Origin of the sequence: Massilia orientalis (assembly GCF_030411975.2) — a bacterium.
Taxonomy (GTDB): Bacteria; Pseudomonadota; Gammaproteobacteria; order Burkholderiales; family Burkholderiaceae_D; genus Telluria; species Telluria orientalis.
The window spans coordinates 328,582-354,011 of record NZ_JASNRB020000002.1 but is presented as its reverse complement, the minus strand read 5'-3'; the positions used below and the strand labels follow the sequence as shown (position 1 = coordinate 354,011).

Below are 25,430 nucleotides of genomic sequence, written 5' to 3'. Positions count from 1 at the left end.
GCTATTCCAACAATAAATTTTTCAACGATGCTGCAGCGCAGTAAATTGGATTCGTAGCAGCGATCCTTTCGAACCCAACCTACTGGAGCTCATCATGATCGGTAAACGTCACGTTGTCGCCATCGCTTCCGTGCTCTCCCTGGCCGCCCACGCCGAGCCGGCCGCGCGCCTGAAACCCGCCACCTGCGGCGCTCCCGCCTATACCGCGGACCTCAAGGACGACTATCTGCAGGGCACGGTCCGCCTCGCCGTGCTGGTGGGCGCCGACGGTTCGGTGAAGCAATCCAAGGTCGTCGAGTCCAGCGGCCATCGCGCGCTGGACAGGGCCTCGCTGCGCGCCAGTTATACGTGCAAGTTCGGCGTGGCCGCAAAAGACGGCGTCGGTGAGCCGGGCTGGTCCACCGTGCAGTACAAATGGATCAACGATTGATCCCGGCCGGGGCTGCCGGCGTCCGCCGCCGGCAGCGCCAACGATGTTCGAAAAAATCGATAAGAGACTGGCAATTTTCTCGTTTTTTTAAACCCGAGCGGCCGAGCATAATGTCTCCATCGCAGCGAACAACGAAGCGCAAAGCTTCGAAATGTTCGATGCAATATCGAACCCCAACCCGATAATATTGGAGAACATCATGAGCAACGCCAAACTCGAAGTCCTGACCCCGCACAACTCGCAACTGATCATCATCGACCACCAGCCGCAGATGGCATTCGGCGTGCAGTCGATCGACCGCCAGACCCTGAAGAACAACGTGGTCGGCCTGGCCAAGGCGGCCAAGGCGTTCGACATCCCGACCGTGATCACCACCGTCGAAAGCGATTCGTTCTCCGGCAAGACCTACCCGGAAATCCTGGACGTCTTCCCGGGCAAGGCGATCCTCGAACGGACCTCGATGAATTCCTGGGACGACCAGAAGGTGCGCGATGCGCTCAAGGCCAATGGCCGCAAGAAGATCATCGTCGCCGGCCTGTGGACGGAAGTGTGCAACACGACCTTCGCGCTGTCCGCGATGCTCGAAGGCGACTACGAGATCTACATGGTGGCCGATGCGTCGGGCGGCACGTCGAAGGATGCGCACGACTTCGCGATGCAGCGCATGGTGCAGGCCGGCGTCGTGCCCATGACGTGGCAGCAGGTCCTGCTCGAATGGCAGCGCGACTGGGCGCACCGCGATACCTACGATGCCGTGATGAAGATCGTCACCGAACACTCGGGCGCATATGGCATGGGCGTCGACTACGCCTACACGATGGTGCACAAGGCACCGGCGCGCAACCAGGGCGACAACCCCGTGCTGGCCCCGGTTGCGGCGCCCGTACGCTGAGTCGTCTGCAGGCCGACGGCGACCGCGTCATCGGCGTGGCGAATCCGGTGCGCGGCGTTCGCGCCGTCAGCGGCGCGTCGCCAGCGCGACGATGGCGGCGCCGGCGGCCACCACCAGCGCGTCCTCGACGAGGCCGCTGCGTGGCTGGCCGACCCGGGCCATCGCGCGCTTGCGGGCCGCGAGCGTCAGGTAGGCCAGGGGCACCGCCGTCGCGACCGCGGCCACCGCGCCCTCCCGTTCGCGTCCCCGCGGCGCCAGCGCCGACCCGGCGATTCCCGCACTCATCGTGCGCGCCAGCAGGCCCAGGAATACCGTCCGGTCGGGCGCCGTCTTCATCTTGTCACCCAACAATTCACCGACACCCATCGCGAGGGCACCGAACTTGAACAGCGGACGGTCCAGCAGGGCGAGCTTGCCGGGCGTGCCGCGGTGCGCGAGGCGGGCGGTCGCGAGGGCGGCCATCGGCGTCATCGAGCGCGCGCTGGCCACGGCGCCGATCAGGATGGAAGAGAGCAGGTTGCGAAGTGCCATGGTCGTCTTTCCGGAAACGGTCGGGATGGCCAGTCTAGCGGCAGTCCGGCCGGGCCCGGCGCACGCCAGCGGACCGGAGGTGTGCTTGCCTTGCCGTAACGCGCGCGCCCAGCGGGCGTGGCAAGGCTATCGCGACGCGCAATGCACGTTCGAGAACGAAGGACTCGAAGGCGGGTCGGCACAGCCGTTCTCGGCGGACCTCTGCCGCACGCGGCTTGCCGAGCGTCGTATCGTGGAACTCGAACAGGTCATTCCCTGCAACGGGTGTGTCGAATTCAAGCCTGAGTATTACAAGGCCAAGGCCGGCAAGGCGTTCACGCTGCCGCCCCGTGCGCCCGACCGGCCCGCGCGGCGCTGACTCAACCGGTTCCCGCGCAGGCCAGCCGCACGCACTCCGCCAGCTGCTCGGCATCGACGGGCTTGGCGAGAAAACACGCTGCGCCGCCGCGCAGCGCGCGCAGCCGCACGTGGTCGTCCGCGAACGCCGTCATCAGGATCACGGGCGGCGCCGCCGCGATGGCCCGCACCCGTTCCAGCAAGGCCAGGCCGTCCATGCCGGGCATCTGCACGTCGCTGACGACGCACTGGATGTCGTCGAGGCCGTGCGCCAGCAATTGCTGCGCGCCGCCGAACAGGCTCACGCGGTAGCCGCAGGCGCGCAAGAGGCCGCGCAGGCTCGTGCCCACGTCGGGGTCGTCGTCGACGAGCGCGACGTGAGGGGCGGGCAACTGGGTATCCATGCCGCGCAGCATACCGCGCTGGCCCATGCGCACGGAATCATACCTAGGTATGAGTGGCATCCTGGCCGTGTGGACTCTCATTTTCCGTGCCCAGGGCCTCGGCCATGCGCACGAGGTCCGCGAACGTCTTCGCCTCCATCTTGCGCATCGCATTGCCGCGGTGGATCTTGACGGTGATTTCGCTCGTGCCCGTTTCGCCCGCGATCTGCTTGTTCATCAGGCCGCGCACGGCCAGCGCCATGACCTGTTTTTCGCGCGGCGTGAGCGCCGCGTAGCGGGCCGCCAGCGCCGCGTGCGCCTGGCGCTTCGCGCGCCGTTCGCGGTCGCGCGCGAGGGCCTGGTGGATTGCGTCCAGCAAGTCCTGCTCGCGGAACGGCTTCGCGAGGAAGTCGACGGCGCCGCCTTTCATCGCGCGCACCGTCATCGGGATGTCGCCGAAACCCGTCATGAACACGACCGGCAGCGGCACGCCGTCGCGGTTCAGCTGGTCCTGCAGATCGAGCCCGCTGGCGCCCTGCAGCCGGACGTCCAGCAGCAGGCAGCTGCATACGTCCGGCCGGCGCGCGCGCGCGAAGTCGGCCACGCTGCCGTAGGCGGCCACCTCCATGCCGACGGAGCGCAGCAGCCCGGAGAGGCTGTCGCGCACGCCGGCGTCGTCGTCGACGACATACACGAGTTCACGGGAAGGCGTCGGACTGCTGTTCATGGAGGGGGGCTTCCTGATGGATGGGGAGGTCGAAACTGAACGTGGAGCCGGGCGGCGTGCCGCGCGCGGCGATGCGGCCGCCGTGGCGCGCGATGATCGAGCGGCAGATCGGCAGGCCGAGGCCCATGCCGTCGGCCTTGGTCGAAAAGAACGGCTCGAACAGGCGCGCGCCGTCGGCGTCGGCGATGCCCGGGCCGCTGTCGCGCACGCTCACGCGGGCCATGCCGTCGTCCTGGCGCGTGCGCAGGTCCAGGCGGTTGTCAGGCAAGCCGTCCATCGCCTGCAGCGCGTTCATGACGAGGTTGATCAGGACCTGCTGCAGCTCGATGCGGTCGCCCATGACGGGCGGCAGGCCAGGGGCCAGCTCGACACGCAGTGCCAATGGCCGGCGGTCCAGTTCGCGCTGCAGCAGCTCGACCGTGTCCTGCACGAGCGCGTTCAGGTCCAGCGCCACGTGCTCCGGTTCGGTGCGGCGGGCCAGCGCGCGGATGCGGCGGACGACCTGGCCGGCGCGTTCGCTGGCCTGCACAATGCCGTCCAGCGCGGCGAGGGCTTCGGCGATGTCGGGCTGCGCACGCCCCAGCCAGCGCCGCCCGGCCTGGGCGTTGGCGACGATCGCGGTCAGCGGCTGGTTGACTTCGTGCGCGACGGAGGCCGCGAGTTCGCCCAGCATGCTCACCCGGGCCGCGTGCGCCAGCTGGACGTGCGACGCGTGCAGTTCCTGCTCGGCTTCCACGCGCGCCGTGACGTCCGTGACGGCGCCGAGGTATTCGCAGCGGCCGTCGGCGTCGTACGAGGCCTCGGCCAGCACATGCACGTGGCGGATCGTGCCGTCCGGGAGCAGCAGGCGGTGCGCGACGTCGATGTGGCCTTCGCAAGCCAGCGTCCGGCGCAGGGCGGCGCTGACGAGCGCACGGTCTTCCGGCAGCGTGTGCGCGAGCACGCGCTCCATGTCGGGCGCGGCGTCGCCCGCGTAGCCGAAGATGCGCGCGGCTTCCTCGGACCACACCATGGCGCCGTCCGGCACGCGGATGCCGAAGCTGCCCGTGCGGGAAAGGCGCTGGGCGCCGGCGAGGAAGGCCTGGCTGCGGCGCAGAGCCTGTTCGCGCTGGCGCAGCCGGTCGGTGGCCTGCTGGCGCTGGATCACGAGCCAGGTCGTGATGGCGATGGCCGCGATGCTGACCAGTGCGCGCCCGGCGGGCGAGGGCGCCACGTGCAGCCCGTGCGCGACGACGTAGGCGCCCATCGTCAGCAGTCCGCACGCGGCGCCCAGCGCGAACGTGTACCGGCGCGGCCACACGGGCGAGGCGAGCAGCAGCACGACGACGTACATCACGGCGATGGCCGTGTCGAGCCGGGTGAAGGCGTCGACCACGAAGATCGCGGCGGTGAGCAGCAGCAGGATGGCGGATTGCACGGGGTGGGTGCGGCGTCGCGGCATGTAAGGACTCCAGTTCAGCCGCGAGGATACAACGGCGCGCGTCCGCGGCCAACTGGCAGAATGGATGGTCTTCAGGCTGGCGCGGCTTCTTCCTCGGTCATCCCGGCCAGCTCGGCGAGCGCCATCGGCCGGGCGAACAGATAGCCCTGGAAGCCGCCGCAGCCGAGCGAGCGCAGTGCGTTCCACTGCGCTTCCTCCTCGACGCCCTCGGCCACGACGTGCAGGCCCAGGTTGCCGGCCAGGTGCACGATGGCCTGGACGATGCTCGCGGCGTGCGGCACGCGCAGCATGTCGCGCACGAACGACTGGTCGATCTTGAGCTGGTCCAGCGGCAGCCGCTGCAGATAGCTCAGCGACGAATAGCCGGTGCCGAAATCGTCGAGCGAGAAGCCGATGCCTTGCTCCTTCAGCGCCGTCATGCGCGCGATGGTGTCCTCGACGTCGGCCAGCAGCACGCTTTCCGTCAGTTCGAGCTTGAGACGGCGCGGGTCGGCGCCGCTGTGCGCGAGGATCTCGAGCAGGCGCGGCACGAAGTCCTCCTGGCGGAACTGGCGCGCGCTGACGTTGACGGCGATGGTGAAGTGCTCCGTGGCGGCGTCGCCGCCCCAGCGCGCGAGCTGGCGGCACGCTTCCTGCAGCACCCAGTCGCCGATGCCGACGATCAGTCCGGACTTCTCGGCCTGGGCGATGAACGCGCCGGGTCCCGTGAGCCCCTGTTTCGGATGGTGCCAGCGGATCAGCGCCTCGACGCCCACCATCAGGCCCATCGCGTTGACGACGGGCTGGTAGTACAGCTCGAACTCGCGCCGCGCCAGCGCGAAGCGCAGATCGGTCTCCAGGCTCGTGCTGGCGTCGACGGCGGCCTGCATGCTGGGGTCGAAGAAGCGGAACGTGGCGCCGCCGGCCGACTTGGCTTCGTACATCGCCATGTCGGCCTGGCGCAGCAGGTCGTGCACGACGTGGTTGGCGTTGCCGAACAGGGAGACGCCGATGCTGGGCGTGCTGCGCAGCTCGTGGCCGTCCAGCGTGTAGGCGAGGGACAGCGTGGCGAGGATCTTGCTGGCCACCAGCTCGGCGTGGGCCGTCGCGTCCACGGCCGACGTCCCGAGGTCTTCCAGCAGCAGCACGAATTCGTCGCCGCCCAGGCGGGCCACGGTGTCCGCTTCGCGCGTGACCTGCTGCAGCCGGAACGCGACCATTTCCAGCAACCGGTCGCCCATGTCGTGGCCGCGCGTGTCGTTCAGCGTCTTGAAGTTGTCCAGGTCGACGAACAGCACGGCGCCGAAGCCGCCGTTGCGCTCGCACTTGGCGACCGCGTGGCCCAGGCGATCCATCAGCAGGCGCCGGTTCGGCAGGTTCGTCAGGCCGTCGTAGAACGCGAGGTGGGCGATGTCGGCCTCGGCCTGCTTGCGCGCGCTGATGTCGGTGCGCGTGCCGACCATGCGGACGGGCTGGCCGTCCGCCGCGCGCTCGACGACCTTGCCGCGCGACTGCACCCACACCCAGTGGCCGTTGCGGTGGCGCATGCGGAACTCCGCCTCGAACGCGGGGACGGCGCCCTGCAGGTGCTGGTCGAGCGCGTGGCGCAGCGGCTCGCGGTCGTCCGGGTGGACGGGGGAGAACATGTCGCGTTCGCCGTCCTGGCGGTTCTGCTCGTCGCGGGTGTAGCCGAGGATGGCGCAGGCGCGGCCGTCCACCGTGCGCCGGCCGGACGGGATGTGCCAGTCCCACAGGCCCAGGCTCGCGCCGTTCAGCGCCAGCTCCACGCGCTCGGCGGCGGCGGCCCGTTCGGCTTCGGCGTTGCGCGCCAGGCGTTCCAGCGCGGCGCGGCGGCGCTGGGCGAACAGCAGGGCGGCCGCGCAGGCGGACCAGAACAGGGTCCAGGCCGCGGTCGATACGAGCGCGAGGCGGTGCCAGCCGGCGTCGATGCGGCCGGCGTCGCGCGCGAGGGCGACGACGAGGCCGCGGTCCATGCCCAGGTTTTCCATCCGCATGCTGCGCTGGACGACGAGACGGTCGACGCCGTCGGCCCCCACGCCGCGCCGGACCGAGACCCGTTCGCCGCCGGCGCGGTGCGCGGCCAGCATCGCATCCGGATGCTGCGCGCCCGCGCGCATCGTTTCCGGATCGGGCGGGACGTACAGCAGGCGGTGGCCGTCCAGGTCGGTGATCGTGATCGTCATGTCGGGCGCGTACAGCGCGGAGCGCATTACGGCGTCGAAGTATTCCGGATTCAGGATCGCGGCGACGGCGCCGTGGCCGCAGCCGTCGCCCGCGTCGAGCGACATCGCCGCCTTCAGGTTGAACTGGTTCGGCTGCAGCTCGTACGGATCGGACAGGTACAACGTGCGGCCGTCGCACATGTGCGGCAGCTGGGCGAGGAAGCGCTTGTCGTCGAGGCGGCGGTCGCCCAGGTCGTCGTCGGTGATCGCGATGCGGCCGTCGTGGCCGACGGCCAGCAGCGCGCGCACGCCCGGCATCGCGCGCTTCAGGGATTGCAGCAGCGTGCGGCGGCAGGCCAGGTCGCAGCCGCTGTCCGGCGCCAGCGCGGCGCGCGCGCCGTCCAGCGCCCAGCGGATGCCCTCGAGCTGGCGGTGCAGGGTCTGGTCGACGACGACGGCTTGTGCCAGCATGCGGTCGGCGTCCTCGGACAGCGCCCCGGCGCGCCCGGTCCACACCATCCACACCAGCACGAGGCCGGACGAGACGAGACCCGCGCCCAGGATCAGCCACTCGGTGAGGCGGCGGCGCGCGGCGGTCAAACGGAGCAGGCGATGCAGGGGCATGGGGGTCTCCTTGTCGAAATGACAGCATCGTAGGCCGGCCGCCGCCGGCGCGCCATCAGACCTTGGTATGGGTCCTCATACGTTCGCTCATACGTTCGTATAGGTGCGCACGATTGGCGCTAGGACGTCCTTGGGTTAACATTTGATTCACCCGCCCCAGGAGATTCCCATGAAAGCAATCGTCACCGGCCACACGAGGGGCCTCGGCGCCGCGCTCGCCGCCAATCTGCTGGCGCGCGGCGTACCCGTCCTCGGCCTGGCGCGCACCCGTTCGGCCGACCTGGCGGACGCGTATCCCGACCTGTTCGAGGAAGTTGAACTGGACCTGGCCGACAGCGTCGCGCTGTCGCGCTGGTTCGCGGACGGCATGCTGGGCGATTACCTGGACGGCACCGGCGCCGTCCTGCTGCTGAATAATGCCGGCATGGTGAGCCCCGTCGGCCCGCTCGACGCGCAGGATCCGCAGGCCGTGCTGCGCGCCGTGCAGTTGAACGTGGCTGCACCGATGGCGCTCGCCGCCGCCGTCGTGCGCGCCAGCGGCGGGGCGCAACGGCGCATCCTGCACATTTCCAGCGGCGCCGGCCGCAATGCCTACCCGGGCTGGAGCGTCTACTGCGCCACCAAGGCGGCCCTCGACCACCATGCGCGCGCCGTCGCCCTCGACTGCGAACGCGGGGTGCGCATCTGCAGCCTGGCGCCCGGCGTCATCGATACGGACATGCAGGCCGAGATCCGCGCCACGACGGAAGACCGCTTCCCGCTGCGCAAACGCTTCGTCAACCTGAAGGAGACGGGCGCGCTCGTCGAGCCGGACGAATGCGCCGAACGGCTGGTCGACTACCTGCTCGGCGCCGGTTTCGGCGCCGAGGTGGTCGCCGACCTGCGCACACTCTCTTAAGGGGCCGGGGCGCGCGGGATCTGCAGCCCTTCGACGACGGCGGGGCGCGCGCGGAACGCTTCCAGCACGCGGCCCACTTCCGGAAAGCGGTCGAAGCCGACGATCTCGGCCGCGTCGTAGAAGCCGACCAGGTTGTTCACCCACGGGAAGCAGGCGACGTCGGCGATCGTGTACTCGTCGCCCATGATCCAGTCGCGGCCTTTCAGGTGGCCGTCCAGCACGCCCAGCAGGCGCTTGGCTTCGTGCACATAGCGGTCGCGCGGACGCTTGTCCTCGTACTCGCGGCCGGCGAATTTATGGAAGAAGCCCAGCTGGCCGAACATCGGGCCGATGCCGCCCATCTGGAACATCAGCCACTGGATCGTCTGGTAGCGCAACGCCGGATCGGCCGGGATCAGCTTGCCCGTCTTCTCGGCCAGGTACAGCAGGATCGCGCCCGATTCCCACAGCGGCAGCGCCTTGCCGCCCGGGCCGTCGGGGTCGATGATCGCGGGGATCTTGTTGTTCGGGTTCAGCGACATGAATTCCGGCGTCGTCTGCTCGTTCTTGTCGAACGCGATGCGGTGCACCTCGTAGGGCAGGCCGATTTCCTCGAGCATGATCGCCACCTTGACGCCGTTCGGCGTGGGCAGCGAATACAGCTGCAGGCGGTCGGGGTGCTGCGCGGGCCATCTCTGCGTGATGAGGAACTGATTCAGGTCGGTCACGGCGATCTCCTTCGGGTTGATTGCATTGATTGTACTCAAGATACGGTTTTCCGCCGGATGGGAGCATGCATCTTGGTCTTGGGCAACGATAGGAAGCCATGGACGACCTGCTGCGCTATTACGAGGAAGAGCTGGGATTGTTCGGCCAGTTCGCGCGCGAGTTCCGCGCCCGCTATCCCAAGCCCGCCGGCGACCTGCACGTGGCCGGCGAGACGTGGGACGATCCCGGCGTCGCCCGGCTCATCCAGTCCGTCGCGCTGCTCTCCGCCCGCATCAACAAGCGTCTCGACGACGACTACCCCAAGTTCACGGAAGCGCTGCTCGACAGCCTGTACCCGCACTACCTGCGGCCGCTGCCGTCGTATTCCATCGTCCAGGTGGGACAGCGCGGGCCGGCCGAAGTGCCGGACACCCCGTCCGTGCTGGCGCGCGGGACGATGCTGCGCTCGAGCGCGGGCACCGACACGCCGTGCCTGTTCCGCACCGTCTACGACGTGCTGCTGGCGCCGCTCACGGTGGAGCGCCTCGCGTTCGTGCCGCTGCTCGACGCGCCGCGCACGGCGCGCGCACCGCGCGGGGCCGGTTGCGGCATCAGCCTGACGATCGCGGCGGCGCGCGGCGACGTCGGCCGCCTTCCGCCGGCGTGGCGCCTGTTCGCCGACGGCGAAGCGTCGACTCGCGCCGCGCTGATCGACGCGCTGTTCCTCCGTTGCGCCGCTGCCTGGGTGCAGCCGGAAGGCGACAAGGGCTGGCTGCCGCTGCCGCGCGTCCCGCTGCGCCTGGCCGGCCTGGCGGACGCGGATGCCATGCTGCCATATTCCGCCCGCTCGCATCCGGCGCCGCGCCTGCTGACCGAGTATTTCTGTTATCCGGAAAAATTCAATTTCGTCGACGTCGACCTCGCGGCGCTGGCCGGCCTGCTGCCGCCGCGCTGCCGCCGTTTCACGCTGCACCTGGCGCTGTCCGGCATCGCGCCCGATTCCGATACGGCCCGCCTGCTGGCCGGCCTGGATGCGCGCAGCCTGCTGCCGGGCTGCACGCCGGTCGTCAACCTGTTCCCGAAGGCCGGCGCGCCCGTGCAGCTCGCGTACACGAGCGCCGACTATCCGCTGCTGGCCGACGGCGCGCACGCGGGTGCTTACGAGATCCACAGCGTGGACGCCGTCCGGCTCGTGCGTGAAGGGACGGGCACGGTCACCCGTTTCGATCCCCTCTATGCGCCGGGCGACGAGGGCAGGGCGGGCGGCGAAGCGTCGCACCGCGCGCACTACTGGATCGCGCGGCGCGATGACGCGACGGCGGCCGTCAGCCCCGGCCACGAGATGCGCATCGCCCTCGTCGACGCCGATTTCCACCCGCTCGACGCCGCCGGCGCCACCCTGTCCACGGAACTGACGTGCAGTAACCGCGACGTGCCGTCGCGCCTGCCGTACGGCCAGCCGCAGGGCGACTTGCGCAGCGACGAGCTGTCCACGCTGGCGCCCATCCGCATGCTGAGGAAACCGACACCAGGCCGGCGCTTCGGCGGCACGCGCGGGTCGCACTGGCGCCTGATCGCCCACCTCGCGCTGAACCACGCGGGCCTCACGATGGCGGGCCTGGCCGATTTCCAGAAAATGCTGGCGCTGTACGATTTGCCGCGGTCCCCGGTCGCCCAGCGCCAGATCGCGGGCATCGTGGGGCTCGAACACGGCACGGTGCGCGCGTGGGTGGGCGCGGCGCCGGTCGCGAGCCTGATGCCGGGCATCGGCATCCGCCTCACCGTCGACGAGGACGCGTTCGCGGGCACGGGACTGTATCCGTTCGTGCAGGTGCTCGACCAGTACTTCGCGCTGAACGGCCACCTGAACTGCTTCACGCGGCTGGAAGTCGTGTCGCAACAGACCGGCCGCGAGATCATCGCCTGCTCTCCGCACACCAGTAGCGGCGGATGGACCTGATCGCCCGCCTGCTGGCCCAGCCCCAGCGCTTCGATTTCGTCCAGGCCGTGCGCCTGCTGCTGCTGGCGCTCGGCGAGCGCGGCATCCCCGAACGGCGCGCGCTGGTCCGCCACCTGCGCTTCGCGAACAGCCTCGCGCTGGCGTTTCCTCCCAGCCAGATCGAGGCCGCGGCGCTGGATGCCGACGGCTACCGTCTGACGCCGAGCTTCATGGGCCTGCTGGGCGCGCACGGGGCGCTGCCGCTGCATGTGACCGAGCGCCTGCTCGCGCTGCCCCAGGACGGGCAGGACGCGCAGGCGGCGCGCGCCTTCCTCGACATGTTCAGCACGCGCATGCTCGCGCTGTGGTACCGCGCGTGGCAGAAATACCGGGTCGAACACCGCGTGGCCGCCCCGCGCGACGCCTTCCTCCCGCTGTTGCTGGCGCTCGCCGGCGTGCCCGGCGGCGGCGTGTTCGCACACGACGGCGTGCCGGACACCGCGCTGGCCGCGTTCGCCGGCCTGCTGCGCCGACGGCCCGTGTCGGGGGCCGTGCTGGGCCGGGTGCTGTCCAGCCATTTCGGCGTGGCCGTGCGCGTGCAGGAGGGCATCGGCCACTGGGACCCGCTGGCCCCGGGCGAGCAGGCCGTCGTCGGCACCAACGCGCTGCTCGGCCGGCGCGCGCTGCTGGGGGAACGCAGCTGGCGGCCGGACCTGCGCGTGCGCGTGCGCCTCGGCCCTCTCGACCGCGCCCGCTACGAGCACTTCCTGCCCGGCGCCCCGGGCGCCCGGGCGCTGCGCACCCTGCTGCGCCTGTTCGCCGTGCCGACCCTCGCCTACGACGTCGTGCTCGTCTTGCGCCAGGCGGACCTGGGGCCGGCGCAGCTGGACGCGTCCGGGCGCCGGCTCGGCCTGGACAGCTACCTGTTGTCGGCACCCGCCGCGGCCGACCGGGCCGACCTCTGCTACGAACTCCGCCCGCTGGATCCGCTGCCCGCTATACAATCCGCTTGACCTTACCATTGTGGGAAGGCATATCCTGTACTGGAAATCACAGGAGGATATCCATGGCGATCGATATCGACATCAGCGGAATGACGTGCGCCTCGTGCGTGGCGCGCGTCGAAAAGGCGCTCAAGGCAGTGCCGGGCGTGCGCGACGCGAGCGTCAACCTGGCCACGGAACGCGCGGCCGTGCAGGGCGAGGGGCTCGACCTGCAGGCCATCCTGGCCGCCGTCGAGCAGGCCGGCTACACGGCGCGGCCGACCGGGACCCCGAAGGCGGAGGCGGCGCAGGGCCTGCCGACGTGGTGGCCCGTGGCGCTGGCCGCGCTGCTGAGCCTTCCCCTCATCGCGCCGATGCTGCTGGCGCCGTTCGGCATCGACTGGATGCTGCCCGGCTGGCTGCAACTGCTGCTGGCGACGCCCGTCCAGTTCTGGCTCGGCGCGCGTTTTTACCGCGCGGGGTGGAAAGCGCTGCGGGCCGGCGCCGGGAACATGGACCTGCTCGTGGCCATCGGCACGTCGGCCGCGTATTTCTTGTCGCTCTGGCAGTTGTTGAATGCGGGCGGCCACGGCCACCTCTATTTCGAATCGGCCGCGGTCGTCATCACGCTCGTGCTGCTCGGTAAATGGCTGGAAGGCCGGGCGAAGCACCAGACCGTCGCGGCGATCCGCGCGCTGGAAGCGCTGCGGCCTTCGGAAGCCATCGTCCGGCGCGCCGGCCAGGACACGGTCATCGCCCTCGACGCCCTGCGCGCCGGCGACCTGACGGTCGTGCGACCGGGCGAGCGCGTGCCGGCCGACGGCAAGGTCGTGGAAGGCGCGAGCCACCTCGACGAATCCCTGCTGACGGGGGAAAGCCTGCCCGTGGCGAAGGGTGAGGGCGACCGCGTGACGGGCGGCGCCGTCAATGGCGAAGGCCTGCTGCTCGTGGAAGCGACCGCCGTCGGCGCGGACAGCATGCTGGCCCGGATCATCCGCATGGTCGAGGATGCGCAGGCCGCGAAGGCGCCGATCCAGCGCCTCGTCGACAAGGTCAGTGCCGTGTTCGTGCCCGTCGTGCTGCTCATTTCCCTGGTCACGCTGCTGGCCTGGGGCTTCGCCACGGGCGACTGGCAGCAGGCGTTGCTGAACGCCGTCGCCGTGCAGGTCATCGCGTGCCCGTGCGCGCTGGGCCTTGCCACGCCGACGGGCATCATGGTCGGCACGGGCGCCGCCGCGCGCCACGGGATCCTCATCAAGGACGCGGAAGCGCTGGAGACGGCGCACGCCCTGCAGATGGTCGTGTTCGACAAGACGGGCACGCTGACGGAAGGCCGTCCCCGCGTGGTGGCGCTGGAAGGGGACGACCCGCAACGGCTGCTGGCGCTGGCCGCGGCCGTGCAACAGGGCAGCGCGCACCCGCTGGCGCGGGCCGTGACGGACCTGGCGGCCGCGCAGGACGTGGCCGCGCCGGCCGCGACGGAATCGGCCGCATTGCCGGGCCGCGGCGTGCGGGCCCGTGTGGATGGCGCGGCCGTCTGGATCGGCAACCGCCGATTGCTGGACGAAATCGGTGCCGGTGCCCCGGCTGCCGCATTGGTGGCCGCGGCCGAACGCCATGAAGCGGACGGGCGCACCGTGTCGTGGCTCGCGCGTGAAGCGGGCGGCGGCATCGTCGTGGAAGGCGTGCTCGCGTTCGGCGACCGTTTGAAACCGACGAGCCGCGCCGCCATCGCCCGCCTGCGCGACCTCGGTGTCGACAGCATGATGCTCAGCGGCGACAACGAAGGCAGCGCGCGCGCCGTCGCGCAGGCGCTCGGCCTGACGCGCTGGGTCGCGCAGGTGCAGCCGCAGGACAAGGCGGACGTCGTGCGCGGCCTGATGGCAGAAGGCCGTACAGTGGGCATGGTGGGCGACGGCATCAACGACGCGCCGGCGCTGGCGGCGGCCCACGTGGGCATCGCGATGGCAGGCGGCACGGACGTCGCGCTGCACACGGCCGGCGTGACCTTGATGCGCGGCGACCCGCTGCTCGTCGCGGACGCCATCGACATCTCGGACCGCACGTGGCGCAAGATCCGCCAGAACCTCGCGTGGGCGTTCGTCTACAACATCGTCGGCATCCCCGTCGCGGCCCTGGGCCTGCTGAACCCCGTGCTGGCCGGCGCGGCGATGGCGCTGAGTTCCGTCAGCGTCGTCACGAATGCGCTGCTGCTGCGGCGCTGGCGGCCGGCGCCACGGCCCGCACCCGACATCATTCCAACCCAACCCCAAGGAGCACACAAGATGTATGAACTCACCGTCGAAGACATGAGCTGCGGCCACTGCGTGGGCCGCGTCACGAAGTCCGTGCAGGCCCTCGACAAGGATGCGAAAGTCGAAGTGGACCTGCCCACGAAGAAGGTCAAGGTCGACAGCACCGCGGACCTCGACAGGATCGCCGAGGCGATCGTGGCGGCCGGCTATCCGGTCACCGCGAAAAGCGCTTGACGAGCCCAACGTACACGCGCCGGGCGACGAAGTGGTCGAACCCGGCCTGGTGGAATGCAGGCGTGTCGGTCCGATAGGCACGGAGGCTGCCGTCGAAGATGTCGTTGGCGTTCACGGTCAGGCCGAGCGTCTTGCTCAACGCGTGTTTCCACGTGAGGTTCACGCTGCTCGTCGGCCCGTAGCGGCCCTGCGGCGTGATGCCGGCCGACTGGGCGTGCGCGTCGACGAACACGTCGCCGTACCCGACCCTGACGTTGACATAACCCGCGACGGCGTTCTGGTCGAGCACCACGCGGTAGATGCCGCCGTCCATACCGAACTGCAGCGGTCCGCCGGGCTTCCAGTCCAGCGAGGCCGTGACGCCGGCCGCGCGGGCCTCGCCGCCGTTCCGTTTCGACGTGACCAGCACGTCATGCTCGAACGTGCGTGCATCGACGACGGTATCGCGGCCCGTGCGGTAGAACGCGCCCAGGCTGCCGGTCACGTGCGGTGTCTCCTTGTTCACGCCGATCTCCCATGACCCCAGGCGTTGCGGTCCGAGCCCTGGATTGCCCCGCCTGAGGTTCTGCGCGTCGACATACGTCGTGAACGGATTCAGGTCGCGCGGATCGGGCATCTGCAGGCTGCGGCGGTAGCTGAGCGTCAGGTCGGTGTCGCCTTGCAGCCCATACTTCACATGCAGGCTCGGATCGAACGCCCGCCAGCGCGCGATGCGTTCGGCCCGGCCGCCCAGCAGCGCTTCCCATTTGCCGATCACGATCCGGTCGGTCACATACGCCGCGGCCGACGTCGTCGTCACGGTGTACGCATTGGTCGTGTTGCGGTCCGGCGTTTCGGCGCCCGTGGCGGTATCGACGGCGGCCTGGACGTTGCCGATCGAGTCGGACTTGTGCTGGATGTCGAGGCCCAGGCCCCACTGGCCGCGCGTCCAGTCGACCGTGGCCTGGTCGAGGCGGCGCGCCGTCCTGCCGGCGCCGCGGCTGTAGGCGGTGGCGCGCGCGGGCACGACGAACACGTCGCGGTACGACTTGTCGACCAGGGCATCCGTGGTGCTGTGCTGAATCGACGCCTTCAGCGCGCTGCCGTTCCGCTGGTGGCCGTAGCTCAGGCTCGCGCTGTCGTCGGACTGCTCGTTGGGGCCGTACGAGATGCGGTGGTGGATGGTTTCGCCGGCGCCTTCGCGCTCCTCGCCCAGCACGTCGAACAGGGGCCGCGACCGGCGCCCGCTGTGCCGCGCCGTCATCCCGATGCTGTCCGAGTCGCCCAGCGCGTAGTCGATACCCAGCGCGGCGCTGTCGACCACGCGGCGCACGAACACCTCCGAGGATTGCACCGTCTGCCCGGCCCGGCCGGTGAGCGGATCATGCCAATCGACGGCCGACCGGCGCACCTTGCGCGTGCCGTCGTGGCGGTGCGCCACGTTGGCGTGCACGCTCAATCGACCCCGCGTCACATCGCCCGACGCACCGGCATTCCACAACGCCTGGTCCGTCGCGCTGCCCTGGACCTGCGCATGCGCGCCGGGCTTGCGGTTGCGCTTCAGGACGATGTTCACGATCGCGCCGCCATTGGCATTCCGTGCGGCGGACGGATTCGTGATGACTTCCACGCTCGCGATGTCGGCGCCGCTCATCGTCTGCAGCGCCACCGCGCGGTCCTCGCTCGATCCGGACAGCAGCGCCGTCGGCTTGCCGTCGACGAGGACCGTGACCTGCGTGTTGCCCCTGACGGCGATCTGGCCGTCGGCCGTCACCGCCAGATCGGGCGTCGCTTGCAGCACGTCCTGCGCGGACCCGTTGGCCGCGCGCGGCGCGTTCGACACGTCGTGGACGGTCTTGTCGATCTTCCTCACCACCGCCTCCTTCCTGGCGGTGACGGTCACGGTCGGGGCGGGCGGATCTTCCGCGCGGGCCAACGGCGCGGCGAGGGCGAGCAGGAGGGCGGCGTAATGGGGCTTGATCACGGTGTCCTTTCAATCTGGTGGACCAGATTGTCGGAGACGACCGGCGTCAGCGCGCGACCTGTGTGACCAACGCCCCGATGGGCGTGATGGGACCGTCAGTGGCCCTCGTGCCCACCCCGTTTCGCCGTCCCGATCACCGCCCCGGACGCCGGCGCCGCCGGTGCGCCGACCGGGTCGGGCACGGCGCCCGTCCACTCGCGCGCCACCGTGCCGGCGGGATGCCTGTACCAGCCCGGATCGCGGTAATCGCCCCGCGCGAGTCCCTCGCGCACCTTGATGACGGTGAACATGCCGCCCATCTCGATGTCGCCGAACGGCCCGCGGCCCGCCATCATGGGCAGCGTGTTCTCCGGCAGCGCCATGCGCATGCCGCCCATCGAGCCGCCCTTGTCGCCCATGACCATATAGCCCGGCACGAGGTCGTTGATCTTCTTCGCCACGCCGGCCTGGTCGACGCCGACCAGGTTCGGCATGGCGTGGCTCATCGCGTTCATCGTGTGGTGCGATTTATGGCAGTGGAACGCCCAGTCGCCGGAATTGTCGGCGACGAATTCGATGGCGCGCATCTGGCCCACGCCGATGTCGACCGTCACCTCGGGCCAGCGCGCGGTCGGAGGGATCCAGCCGCCGTCCGTGCCCGTCACCTCGAAGCGGTGGCCGTGGATGTGGAACGGGTGGTTCGTCATCGTCAGGTTGCCCATGCGGATGCGCACCTTGTCGTCCTTGCGCACGACCATCGGGTCCGTGCCGGGGAAGGCGCGGCTGTTGATGGTCCACAGGTTGAAGTCCAGCATCGTGTTCACGTTCGGCGTGTAGTTGCCCGGCTCGATGTCGTACGCGTTCAGCAGGAACACGAAGTCGCGGTCGACGGCGTGCTGGCGCGGATCCTTCGGGTGCGTGACCCAGAAGCCCATCATGCCCATCGCCATCTGCGTCATCTCGTCGCTGTGCGGGTGGTACATGAAGGTGCCGGCGTAGCGCGCGACGAATTCGTAGACGAATGTCTTGCCGGGCGCGATCGCGGGCTGCACGAGCCCCGCCACGCCGTCCATCCCGCTCGGGAGGATCTGGCCGTGCCAGTGGATCGTCGTCGCCTCCGGCAGTTTATTGGTCACGAAGATGCGCACCCGGTCGCCCTCGACGACCTCGATGGTGGGGCCCGGACTCTGGCCGTTGTAGCCCCACAGGTTCGCCTTCATGCCGGGCGCGATCTCGCGCACGACGGGTTCGGCGACGAGGTGGAATTCCTTGACGCCGTCCTTCATGCGCCACGGCAGGCTCCAGCCGTTCAGGGTGACGACGGGGTTGTACGGGCGGCCGCTCGTCGGATGCAGCGGCGGCTGGGTGGCGGGCGACGACTGGACCGGGGCTTCCGGGATGGCGGCCGCGCCGGCCTTCGACACGAGCGAGGCGCCGACCATGGCGCCGGCCGCGCCAGTGATGAAGTTTCTGCGGCTGGTCATTGGGTTTTTTCCTTGTTCAATCGGGTGCCGAGCGTGGCTTCCAGTTCGGCGTGGGCGGTCCAGAAGGTGTCCAGCGCTTCGATGTAGGCGCCGACCGCTTCGGCCTGCGCGCGCGCATCGGCCAGCAGGTCGTGCGGACTCGCGAGCATGCCGTTGTAGCGCAGCAGGACTTCCTTCCCGATTCTTTTGCGCAGCGGGAGGATCGTGTCGCGGTAATGCTTCGCCACGTCGTACGCGTTGCGGTAGGCGAGATAGCCTTCGCGCGCCTCGCTGCGCGCCGTGACGGCCGTGAGCGCGACCTTGTTCACGGCCTGCATGTACGTGGCTTCGGCACGGGCGACGCGCGCGCCGCCCCAGTCGAACAGCGGCAGTTCCAGCGACAGCGAGTAACCGCGCCCAGTCGGCTCGCCCGTCTGCGTCTTGTTGGCGACGCCGAGGTCCAGCACGTTGATGAAGCGCGTCGTGCGCGTGAGCCCGAGATCCGCCGCGGTGGCGGCCGCCTCGGCCTGTGCGGCGCGCACGTCCAGGCGCTGCGCCAGCGCGATGCGTTCGACGTCCGCCAGTTCCGCCGGCGCGGCCGGCAGGTCGGGCAGATGGTCGGGCAGGGCGTAGTCCGCCTCCCGGCCCCACAGGCCCAGCGCGCGCGTGAGGCGTTCGCGCGTGCTCGTTGCGCGCTTGTCCGCGCGTGCGGCGTCGCGCGCCGCTTCGGCCAGGAACACCTGTTCGCGCGCCAGTTCGAGCTGGTTCGTGTTGCCGGCCTTCGCCATGCGGCCGGTGAGCTCCGCGCCCGCGTCCGCGGATGCCTGCACGCGGCGCGCGTACTCCAGCGCCTGCCGCGCGGCGACCGCCTCGACCCACGCCGTGCGCGTCTCGAGGGCGTGGCGTTCGATGGCCGCGCCCACGTCGCGTTTCACCTGTTCGAAGCGGCGCGTCTCCATCCGGGCGGCCAGCGGCGTCGTCAGGAGGCCGACGAGGTCGAACGTGATGCCGCGCTCGATCTCGAGGGCGCCGCCGCCGGCGAGCCGCGTGAAGTCGAACGACGGGTTGCGGGGCCGGGCCGCCTGCGCGAGATCCGCCTGGGCGATGCCGACGTTCCAGTACGTGGCCTGCAGGCCCGGGTGGTTGACGAGGGCAATGCGCACGGCCGTGTCCATGTCCAGCGGCCGGCCTTCCCGGAACACGGGCAGGTCGCGCAGCGATGCGGCGAGCGCGCCTTGCCCGGTGGCGTCGCGCGTCAGTTGCGGCGCGGTGCCGATGCGGTTTTGTGTCGTGGCGGCGACGTCGCCGAAGCCGCGGTCCGGCGTGACCGTCGCGCAGCCGGCCAGCAGGGCCAGCGCGGCGGCCGCGCCCGCACGCGGTAAAAGTCGTTGTCGCGGGTTCATTTCATCTCCCCGTGGGCGCCCAGCGCCATGGCCAGCGCGTACGTCTGGATGAGTCGTTTCATGTCGTCCTCGTTGCGAATGCGTGAATGGCACCGCCGCGCACGGGCGCAGGCGGCGACTACAGCGATCAGGCGGCGAGGCGGCGGGGAGGACGTTCGAGCAGGGGCGGGTCGACGCTGGCCAGGTGGCCGGCGCGGAAGGGGATCGCGATGGAAGGCGGCGGAAACGCCGGCGGGACGAGCGGCACGGGCACGAGCGCGACGACGATGCAGCAGTCGCCGCAGACGCTGCGGTGCTTGTGCCGGTGATCGCCGTCGTCCGCCTTGGCCACGGCCGTGGCGTGGCAGTGCTGCGCGACCGGCGCCGCGTGCGCGACGGCCGGCGCACTCACGGACGGCAGCATGCGTGCCGCGGCCAGGCCCTGGAAGGGCAGGGCGAGCAGCAACAGCCAGGCGATCAGTGAGCGCATTACGGTCTTCATCGGGCGCATTCTAGCACGATGGACTGTTGCATTTCGATGCATCCAGGGCGCAATGCCTGATGCAAAAATGGTCACGCATGCTAGCATATTGCTATTACAACGAGAACAAACGGGAATGGGATGTTGAGGCGTGTGTTCGCGATACGGACCATGCGCAGCCAGCGCCAGGTAGGCGAACGGGCCGCGCAGGTCATCGACCGGGTGATCTTCGACATGGGTGTGGATCGCCTCGTACAAGGCTCGTTCGCGCTGGATCGCCACTTGCGCCCGCACTTTTCCAGCGCGCCCGTCATGCGGGGCCGCGACGGCGTCGCGGTGGCGCTGGCGCAGCTGGCGGAATGCGCCGTGCTGTCCGCCGTGGCGAAGCGCAATCCCGATCCGGCGGTGCTGCGGCTGCACACCGCGGCCGTCGTCGACGGCCTGCTGCGCGAGTTCCGCGCCCGCTCGCCGCGGTTCCGGGCGCTGCCCGTCGTGCGGGCCGATCAGCGCATCGCCGAGCGCAGCGCGCCCGATTCGAAATAAATGTGGCGGATGGCCGGATACACGGCCGCCACCGCCTTTTCCAGGCGCTCGATCGCCGCCTCCACTTCGTCGATGCGCATGCCGCGGTTGAAACGCACGGCCGCCGTCAGCAGGACTTCGTCCGGCCCGAGCTGCATGCTGAGCAGCTTGCCGACGTCCTCGATGGCCGGATCGTCGCGCAGGATCTCGCACACGCGCCGCGTGGCGTCCGTGCCGATGCCTTCGCCCACGAGCAACGCGCCGGTCTCGCGCGCGAGGGCGAACGCGGCGCCCACGAGCAGGAGGCCGATCAGCACCGACGCGGCCGGATCGAAATACGGGCTGTCGAACACATGGCCGAGCAGGATGCCGGCGGCCGCGATGGCGAGGCCCAGCAGGGCGGCCGTGTCTTCGATGAACACGGTGAACACGGAGGCGTCCTTGCTCGCGTGGACCGTCTGCCACAGCGAGGCGCCCGGCTTGCGCCGCTTGTTCAACGCCTTGCGCGACACGTTCCAGCTATAGCCCTCGAAGCACGCCGACACGCCCAGCACGACGTAGTTCCACATCGGATCCTCGAGCGGCTCCGGATGGCGCAGCGCGCTGATGCCGTGGTAGATGGAGAGTCCGCCGCCCAGGGAAAACACGGACAGCGCGACGAGCAGCGCCCAGAAATACAAGGCCTTGCCGTAGCCGAACGGGTGGCGCTTGTCGGGCGGCTTCTCGCTGTTGCGCTCCCCGACCAGCAACAGGAATTCATTGCCCGTGTCGACCGCGGAGTGGATGCCTTCGGCGAGCATCGCGGCGCTGCCCGTGATGGCGGCGACGATGAACTTGGCGACGGCGATGCCCAGGTTGGCGAGGATCGCCGCGTAGATCACCTTGCGCGAGCCGCCGTCTTTTCCGCTTTCTTCCTTGTTTGTTTCCGTCATGGTGTGTGAGCGCTGATATCATCCTGTCTATGTCGAACCAAGTGTAGCCAATCCGCGTGGTGGGGCTTGCACGGCTGGGAGCGGTGGATGAGCGTACGTAATCTCAAGCAACTGTTTGCCCCGAAATCGGTGGCGCTCGTCGGCGCGTCCGAACGTCCGGGAAGCGTCGGCGCGACCATGCTGCGCAACCTGCGCGAAGGGGGCTTCAAGGGGCAGTTGTACCCCGTGAACCCGAAGTACGAGACGCTGGACGGCCTGGAGGTCTGGCCGGACGTCGCGCGGCTGCCGGCGGCGCCGGACCTGGCGATCATCTGCACGCCGCCGTCCACCATCCCCGGCATCGTGCGCAGCCTCGGCGAGCTGGGGACGCGGGCGGCCATCGTGATGAGCGCCGGCGTGTCGACGGCGCGCGACCTGCGCGGCCGCAGCATCAAGCAGGCGATGCTCGATGCCGCCAACCCGTACTTGCTGCGCATCCTCGGCCCGAACAGTTCCGGACTGCTGGCGCCGGGCATCGGCCTGAACGCGAGCATCGCGATGGGCGGCGCGGCGGCGGGGCGGATCGCGTTCGTGTCCGAATCGGGCGCGCTGATGGCGGGCGTGCTCGATTGGGCACGCACGCGCAATGTCGGCTTTTCCACGATCCTCGCGCTGGGCGAATCGTCCGACGTCGACTTCGGCGACGTGCTCGATTACCTGGCCAGCGATCCCGGCACCTCCGCGATCCTGGTGCATGCGGAAAGCGTGCGCTATGCCCGCAAGTTCATGTCGGCCGCGCGCGCGGCGGCGCGCAGCAAACCGACCTTGATGCTCAAGGCCGGACGCTCGCTGGAAGCGGCAACGGCCGGGGCATGTCTCTCCGGCGTGCTCGCGCGGCCGGACGACGTCTACGACGCCGCGATCCGCCGCGCCGGCATGCTGCGCGTGTACACGACCGACCAGCTGTTCGCCGCCGTGGAGACGCTCGCCCGTGCGAAACCGCTGTTCGGCGAGCGGCTGGCGCTCCTCGGCAACGGCGCCGGCCCGGTCGTGCTGGCGAGCGATGCGCTGCAATACGGCGGCGGCCACCAGGCCGAACTCGCGCCGGAGACGGTGTCCAGGCTGCGCGACCTCGTGCCCGAATGGAGCGGCACCGGTGAGCTGAACCTGCGCGGCGATGCGCCGCCGGAGCGCTACCGCGACGTCATCGACGTGCTGCTGCACGACCCGCAGGCCAACGCCGTCGTCATGATCCACGCGCCGAACGCCGTCGTCGATCCGGCCGACGTGGCGCGCGCCGTGGCGCCCCTGGCGAAGGCGTCGTCGCGCAACGTGCTCGCGTGCTGGCTCGGGCTGCAGTCCGTGGGCGAGGCGCGCACGATCGCGTACGAAGCGGGCATGCCGGCCTACCGCACGCCGGAAGCGGCCGTGAACGGCTTCCTGCAGATCGTGAACTTCCGCCGCAACCAGCAGTTGCTGATGGAAGTGCCGGCGTCCGTCGGCGACGGCGAACCGGACCGCGAACGGGCGCGCGCCCTCGTGCGCGCCGCGCTGGAACGGGGCCGCCGGACGGGCCGTTACCTGCTGGACGACCCGGACACGAAGGCGATCCTCGACGCCTACGGCATCCCCACCGTCCCCACGCGCGCCGCGGCGACGCCGGACGAGGCGGTGGCGATGGCGGCGGACATCGGCTATCCGGTCGCCGTGAAAATCCTGTCGCCGGACGTGGTGCAGAAGTCGGACGTGGGCGGCGTATCGCTCGACCTGGACACGCCCGACGCCGTGCGCGCGGCGACGGAGCGCATGGCGCGACGCCTCGCGGAACTGAAGCCGGATGCGCGCCTGGACGGCTTCATCGTGCAGGCGATGGCGCGCAATCCGGAAGCGCACGAACTGATCGCGGGCGCGGCGACCGACCCCGTGTTCGGTCCCGTGATCCTGTTCGGCCAGGGCGGCCTCGCGGTGGAAGCGGTGAACGACCACGCAGTCGCGCTGCCGCCGTTGAACACGGTGCTGGCGCGCGACCTCATCGCGCGCACGCGCGTCGCGCGCCAGCTGGCCGGCTACCGCAATCACCCGGCCGCAAACCTGGACGCGATCGCCGCCGTGCTCGTGCAGGTGGCGCGCCTCATCGCCGAGGTGCCGGAGATCGTCGAGCTGGACATCAATCCGCTCCTCGCGGACGCCAACGGCGCCGTCGTGCTGGACGCGCGCATGCGCATCGCGATGGCCGACCGCGCCGGCAATGCGCTCGACCGGCTCGCGATCCGGCCGTATCCGGTCGAGCTGGAAGACGTCGTGCCGTGGCAGGGCGGGACGATCCTGCTGCGCCCGATCCGCCCGGAAGACGGCGCCGCCCACGTGGCGTTCTTCAACGCGCTCACGCCGGACGACGTCCGCTACCGCATGTTCGTGCGCGTGCGCGAGCTGCAGCCCGCGCAGCTGGCGCGCTTCACGCAGATCGACTACGACCGCGAGATGGCCTTCATCGCCACGCGCACGGGGCCGGACGGCCATCCCGAGACGCTCGCCGTGGCCCGCGTCGTGGCGGACCCGGACAACATGAGCGCGGAATTCGCCGTGACGGTGCGCTCCGACCTGAAGGGCAAGGGCCTGGGCGTCATGCTGATGAACAAGCTGATCGCGTACTGCCGCGCGCGCGGCACGCGCGAGATCGTGGGCGAGGCGCTGCCGCAGAACGCGCCCGTCATCGGCCTCGTGAAGAAGCTCGGGTTCACCGTCGGGCCGGTGGACGAGGACGAGGGGGTGAGGAAGTTCTGGCTGGAGCTGCGGTGACGTCGCGGTGACAAACCGTGGTTATTTTCCGGCTTGCGTCACGTAAAATCGGTGCGACAAACGAACGGAGGCAAGATCGCTGAACTGATCGTGCGCAGGCGCGCCATCTTGCCTTGCCGGACGTGCGCGATCCGGTCAGCGCCTGAATCGCACGTCTTCCTGCACGACGGGCGCGTCGCGGTCGGTGCCCTTCGGTTTCTTTGGCTTCTTCGGCTTCTTGACGACCTGCCCGGCCGCATTTGTCTGCGGCACGCGGTGCTCGGGCTCGAAACCGGCTTCCTCCTGGCGCTGCAAGGCCTGCTGCGTCAGCGCCTCGATGGCGGCCAGCTGCTGGACTTCGTCCGCGCACACGAGCGACACCGCGTCGCCGGACGCCCCCGCGCGGCCCGTGCGGCCCGTGCGGTGCACGTAGTCTTCCGCCACGATGGGCAGGTCGACGTTGACGACGACCGGCAGTTCCTCGATGTCCAGGCCGCGCGCGGCGACGTCGGTCGCCACCAGCACGCGCACCTCGCCCGCCTTGAAGCGGTCGAGCGCGCGCAGGCGGGCGGGCTGCGGTTTGTCGCCGTGGATCGAGTCGGCCGCGATGCCTTTCGCGTCGAGCAGGTCGACGAGCTGGTCGACGCCCTTGCGGGTCTTCACGAACGCGAGGACCTGCGGCCAGCCGTGGCGCTTCAGTAGGTGCAGGAACAGGTCCGGCTTGCGCTTCTTGTCGACGGGGACGATCCACTGGCGGATCGCCTTCACGGTCGTGTTGCGCGGCGTGGCCTCGATGCTGACCGGATCGACCAGCAGCTTCGTCGCGAGCGCCCGGATCGGATCGGAGAAGGTGGCGGAGAAGAGCAGGGTCTGGCGGCGTTTCGGCAGCAGCGCGAGCAGGTTGTCGATGTCGCGCGCAAAGCCGAGATCGAGCATGCGGTCCGCTTCGTCCAGCACGAGCGTCTGCACCTGGTTGAAGCGCACCGCGTTCTGGCGCTGCAGGTCGAGCAGGCGGCCCGGCGTGGCGACGAGGACGTCGACGCCTTTACGCAGGCGCATCATCTGCGGATTGATGCTGACGCCGCCGTACGCGACCATCGTGCGCAGCGGCAGTCCGGCCCCGTAGGCGCGCACGCTCTCGTGCACCTGTTCGGCCAGTTCGCGCGTCGGCACGAGGATCAGGGAACGCGCCGAATTGGCCGCCACCTGCGCGCCGTCCATCACGAGCCGCTGCAGCAGGGGCAGGGCGAAGCCGGCCGTCTTGCCGGTGCCTGTCTGGGCGGCCGCCATGACGTCGCGTCCGGCCAGCACGGCGGGTATCGCCTGCGCCTGGACGGCGGTGGGCGTGGTGTAGGACAGCGAGGCGAGGGTGCGCGTGATCTGGTCGATCAGGCCGAGCGATGCGAACGACATGGTGGCGGAAGCGGCT

Annotated in this window: 21 protein-coding genes; 9 read left to right on the top strand and 12 right to left on the bottom strand. The window is 70.0% G+C overall.

What is annotated here, in order from left to right:
- Positions 1-94: 94 nt before the first annotated feature.
- A complete protein-coding gene (locus tag QPK29_RS03650) occupies positions 95-430 on the top strand; it encodes an energy transducer TonB (protein WP_371769613.1) in 336 nt (111 codons plus the stop codon).
- A gap of 199 nt (positions 431-629) precedes the next feature.
- Positions 630-1,322: a hydrolase gene (locus QPK29_RS03645; RefSeq protein ID WP_371769614.1), complete on the top strand. Its 693-nt coding sequence runs from the start codon at positions 630-632 to the stop codon at positions 1,320-1,322.
- Between the two features lie 66 nt (positions 1,323-1,388).
- Here QPK29_RS03645 and QPK29_RS03640 read toward each other — a convergent pair whose 3' ends face one another.
- A complete protein-coding gene (locus QPK29_RS03640) occupies positions 1,389-1,853 on the bottom strand; it encodes a hypothetical protein (protein WP_371769615.1) in 465 nt (154 codons plus the stop codon).
- Between the two features lie 85 nt (positions 1,854-1,938).
- Here QPK29_RS03640 and QPK29_RS03635 point away from each other — a divergent pair, with 85 nt between their 5' ends.
- Positions 1,939-2,211, top strand: coding sequence for a lysozyme inhibitor LprI family protein (locus tag QPK29_RS03635; protein WP_371769616.1), 273 nt, complete (start codon positions 1,939-1,941; stop codon positions 2,209-2,211).
- A 1-nt stretch (position 2,212) separates the two neighbouring features.
- Here QPK29_RS03635 and QPK29_RS03630 read toward each other — a convergent pair whose 3' ends face one another.
- The 4 genes from QPK29_RS03630 to QPK29_RS03615 form a co-directional block, all read right to left on the bottom strand.
- Entirely contained in the window at positions 2,213-2,620 is a 408-nt protein-coding gene (locus QPK29_RS03630; protein WP_371769617.1) for a response regulator, read from the bottom strand.
- A 16-nt stretch (positions 2,621-2,636) separates the two neighbouring features.
- Positions 2,637-3,299 (bottom strand): response regulator transcription factor, encoded by a 663-nt coding sequence (locus QPK29_RS03625; protein WP_371769618.1) that lies wholly within the window; start codon positions 3,297-3,299, stop codon positions 2,637-2,639.
- Positions 3,271-4,740, bottom strand: a complete 1,470-nt coding sequence (locus tag QPK29_RS03620) for a sensor histidine kinase (RefSeq protein ID WP_371769619.1) — start codon at positions 4,738-4,740, stop codon at positions 3,271-3,273. The genes QPK29_RS03625 and QPK29_RS03620 overlap by 29 nt, the downstream gene beginning before the upstream one ends.
- A gap of 71 nt (positions 4,741-4,811) precedes the next feature.
- The gene (locus tag QPK29_RS03615) at positions 4,812-7,526 is read right to left on the bottom strand and encodes a putative bifunctional diguanylate cyclase/phosphodiesterase (protein ID WP_371769620.1); all 2,715 of its coding nucleotides are present in this window, start codon (positions 7,524-7,526) and stop codon (positions 4,812-4,814) included.
- 169 nt (positions 7,527-7,695) lie between these two features.
- On the opposite strand from QPK29_RS03615, the gene QPK29_RS03610 reads away from it, so the two are divergent.
- Positions 7,696-8,424 carry an SDR family oxidoreductase gene (locus tag QPK29_RS03610; protein WP_056131314.1) on the top strand — a complete coding sequence of 243 codons (729 nt, stop codon included), beginning with the start codon at positions 7,696-7,698 and terminating at the stop codon, positions 8,422-8,424.
- Here the strand turns inward: QPK29_RS03610 and QPK29_RS03605 are convergent.
- Positions 8,421-9,131, bottom strand: a complete 711-nt coding sequence (locus QPK29_RS03605; RefSeq protein WP_371769621.1) for a glutathione S-transferase N-terminal domain-containing protein — start codon at positions 9,129-9,131, stop codon at positions 8,421-8,423. The two genes, QPK29_RS03610 and QPK29_RS03605, sit on opposite strands and share 4 nt — an antisense overlap.
- Before the next feature lie 98 nt (positions 9,132-9,229).
- On the opposite strand from QPK29_RS03605, the gene tssF reads away from it, so the two are divergent.
- Genes tssF through QPK29_RS03590 form a run of 3 tightly spaced genes read left to right on the top strand, consistent with a single transcriptional unit; the run spans position 9,230 to position 14,522 of the window.
- Complete coding sequence (gene tssF / locus QPK29_RS03600; protein ID WP_371769622.1) at positions 9,230-11,071, top strand: type VI secretion system baseplate subunit TssF; 1,842 nt, start codon at positions 9,230-9,232, stop codon at positions 11,069-11,071.
- Positions 11,062-12,063 (top strand): type VI secretion system baseplate subunit TssG, encoded by a 1,002-nt coding sequence (tssG, locus tag QPK29_RS03595; protein WP_371769623.1) that lies wholly within the window; start codon positions 11,062-11,064, stop codon positions 12,061-12,063. The genes tssF and tssG overlap by 10 nt, the downstream gene beginning before the upstream one ends.
- 53 nt (positions 12,064-12,116) lie before the next feature.
- The gene (locus tag QPK29_RS03590) at positions 12,117-14,522 is read left to right on the top strand and encodes a heavy metal translocating P-type ATPase (protein ID WP_371769624.1); all 2,406 of its coding nucleotides are present in this window, start codon (positions 12,117-12,119) and stop codon (positions 14,520-14,522) included.
- Here the strand turns inward: QPK29_RS03590 and QPK29_RS03585 are convergent.
- The 4 genes from QPK29_RS03585 to QPK29_RS03570 all read right to left on the bottom strand — a co-directional run bounded on the left by QPK29_RS03585 (position 14,503) and on the right by QPK29_RS03570 (position 19,799).
- Positions 14,503-16,485, bottom strand: coding sequence for a TonB-dependent receptor (locus QPK29_RS03585; protein ID WP_371769625.1), 1,983 nt, complete (start codon positions 16,483-16,485; stop codon positions 14,503-14,505). The genes QPK29_RS03590 and QPK29_RS03585 overlap by 20 nt on opposite strands.
- A 95-nt stretch (positions 16,486-16,580) precedes the next feature.
- A complete protein-coding gene (locus QPK29_RS03580; protein ID WP_371769626.1) occupies positions 16,581-17,948 on the bottom strand; it encodes a multicopper oxidase family protein in 1,368 nt (455 codons plus the stop codon).
- On the bottom strand, positions 17,945-19,330 hold the full coding sequence (locus QPK29_RS03575; protein WP_371769627.1) for a TolC family protein: 1,386 nt from the start codon (positions 19,328-19,330) through the stop codon (positions 17,945-17,947). The genes QPK29_RS03580 and QPK29_RS03575 overlap by 4 nt, the downstream gene beginning before the upstream one ends.
- 127 nt (positions 19,331-19,457) lie before the next feature.
- A complete protein-coding gene (locus tag QPK29_RS03570) occupies positions 19,458-19,799 on the bottom strand; it encodes a hypothetical protein (RefSeq protein ID WP_371769628.1) in 342 nt (113 codons plus the stop codon).
- A 144-nt stretch (positions 19,800-19,943) separates the two neighbouring features.
- On the opposite strand from QPK29_RS03570, the gene QPK29_RS03565 reads away from it, so the two are divergent.
- Positions 19,944-20,333 (top strand): hypothetical protein, encoded by a 390-nt coding sequence (locus tag QPK29_RS03565; RefSeq protein ID WP_156403795.1) that lies wholly within the window; start codon positions 19,944-19,946, stop codon positions 20,331-20,333.
- Here the strand turns inward: QPK29_RS03565 and QPK29_RS03560 are convergent.
- Positions 20,294-21,244: a cation diffusion facilitator family transporter gene (locus QPK29_RS03560; protein ID WP_056131341.1), complete on the bottom strand. Its 951-nt coding sequence runs from the start codon at positions 21,242-21,244 to the stop codon at positions 20,294-20,296. The genes QPK29_RS03565 and QPK29_RS03560 overlap by 40 nt on opposite strands.
- Positions 21,245-21,331: 87 nt before the next feature.
- On the opposite strand from QPK29_RS03560, the gene QPK29_RS03555 reads away from it, so the two are divergent.
- Positions 21,332-24,022 carry a bifunctional acetate--CoA ligase family protein/GNAT family N-acetyltransferase gene (locus QPK29_RS03555; RefSeq protein WP_371769629.1) on the top strand — a complete coding sequence of 897 codons (2,691 nt, stop codon included), beginning with the start codon at positions 21,332-21,334 and terminating at the stop codon, positions 24,020-24,022.
- A 135-nt stretch (positions 24,023-24,157) separates the two neighbouring features.
- On the opposite strand, the gene QPK29_RS03550 is transcribed toward QPK29_RS03555, so the two are convergent.
- Positions 24,158-25,414: a DEAD/DEAH box helicase gene (locus QPK29_RS03550; protein ID WP_371769630.1), complete on the bottom strand. Its 1,257-nt coding sequence runs from the start codon at positions 25,412-25,414 to the stop codon at positions 24,158-24,160.
- Between the last annotated feature and the right edge of the window lie 16 nt (positions 25,415-25,430).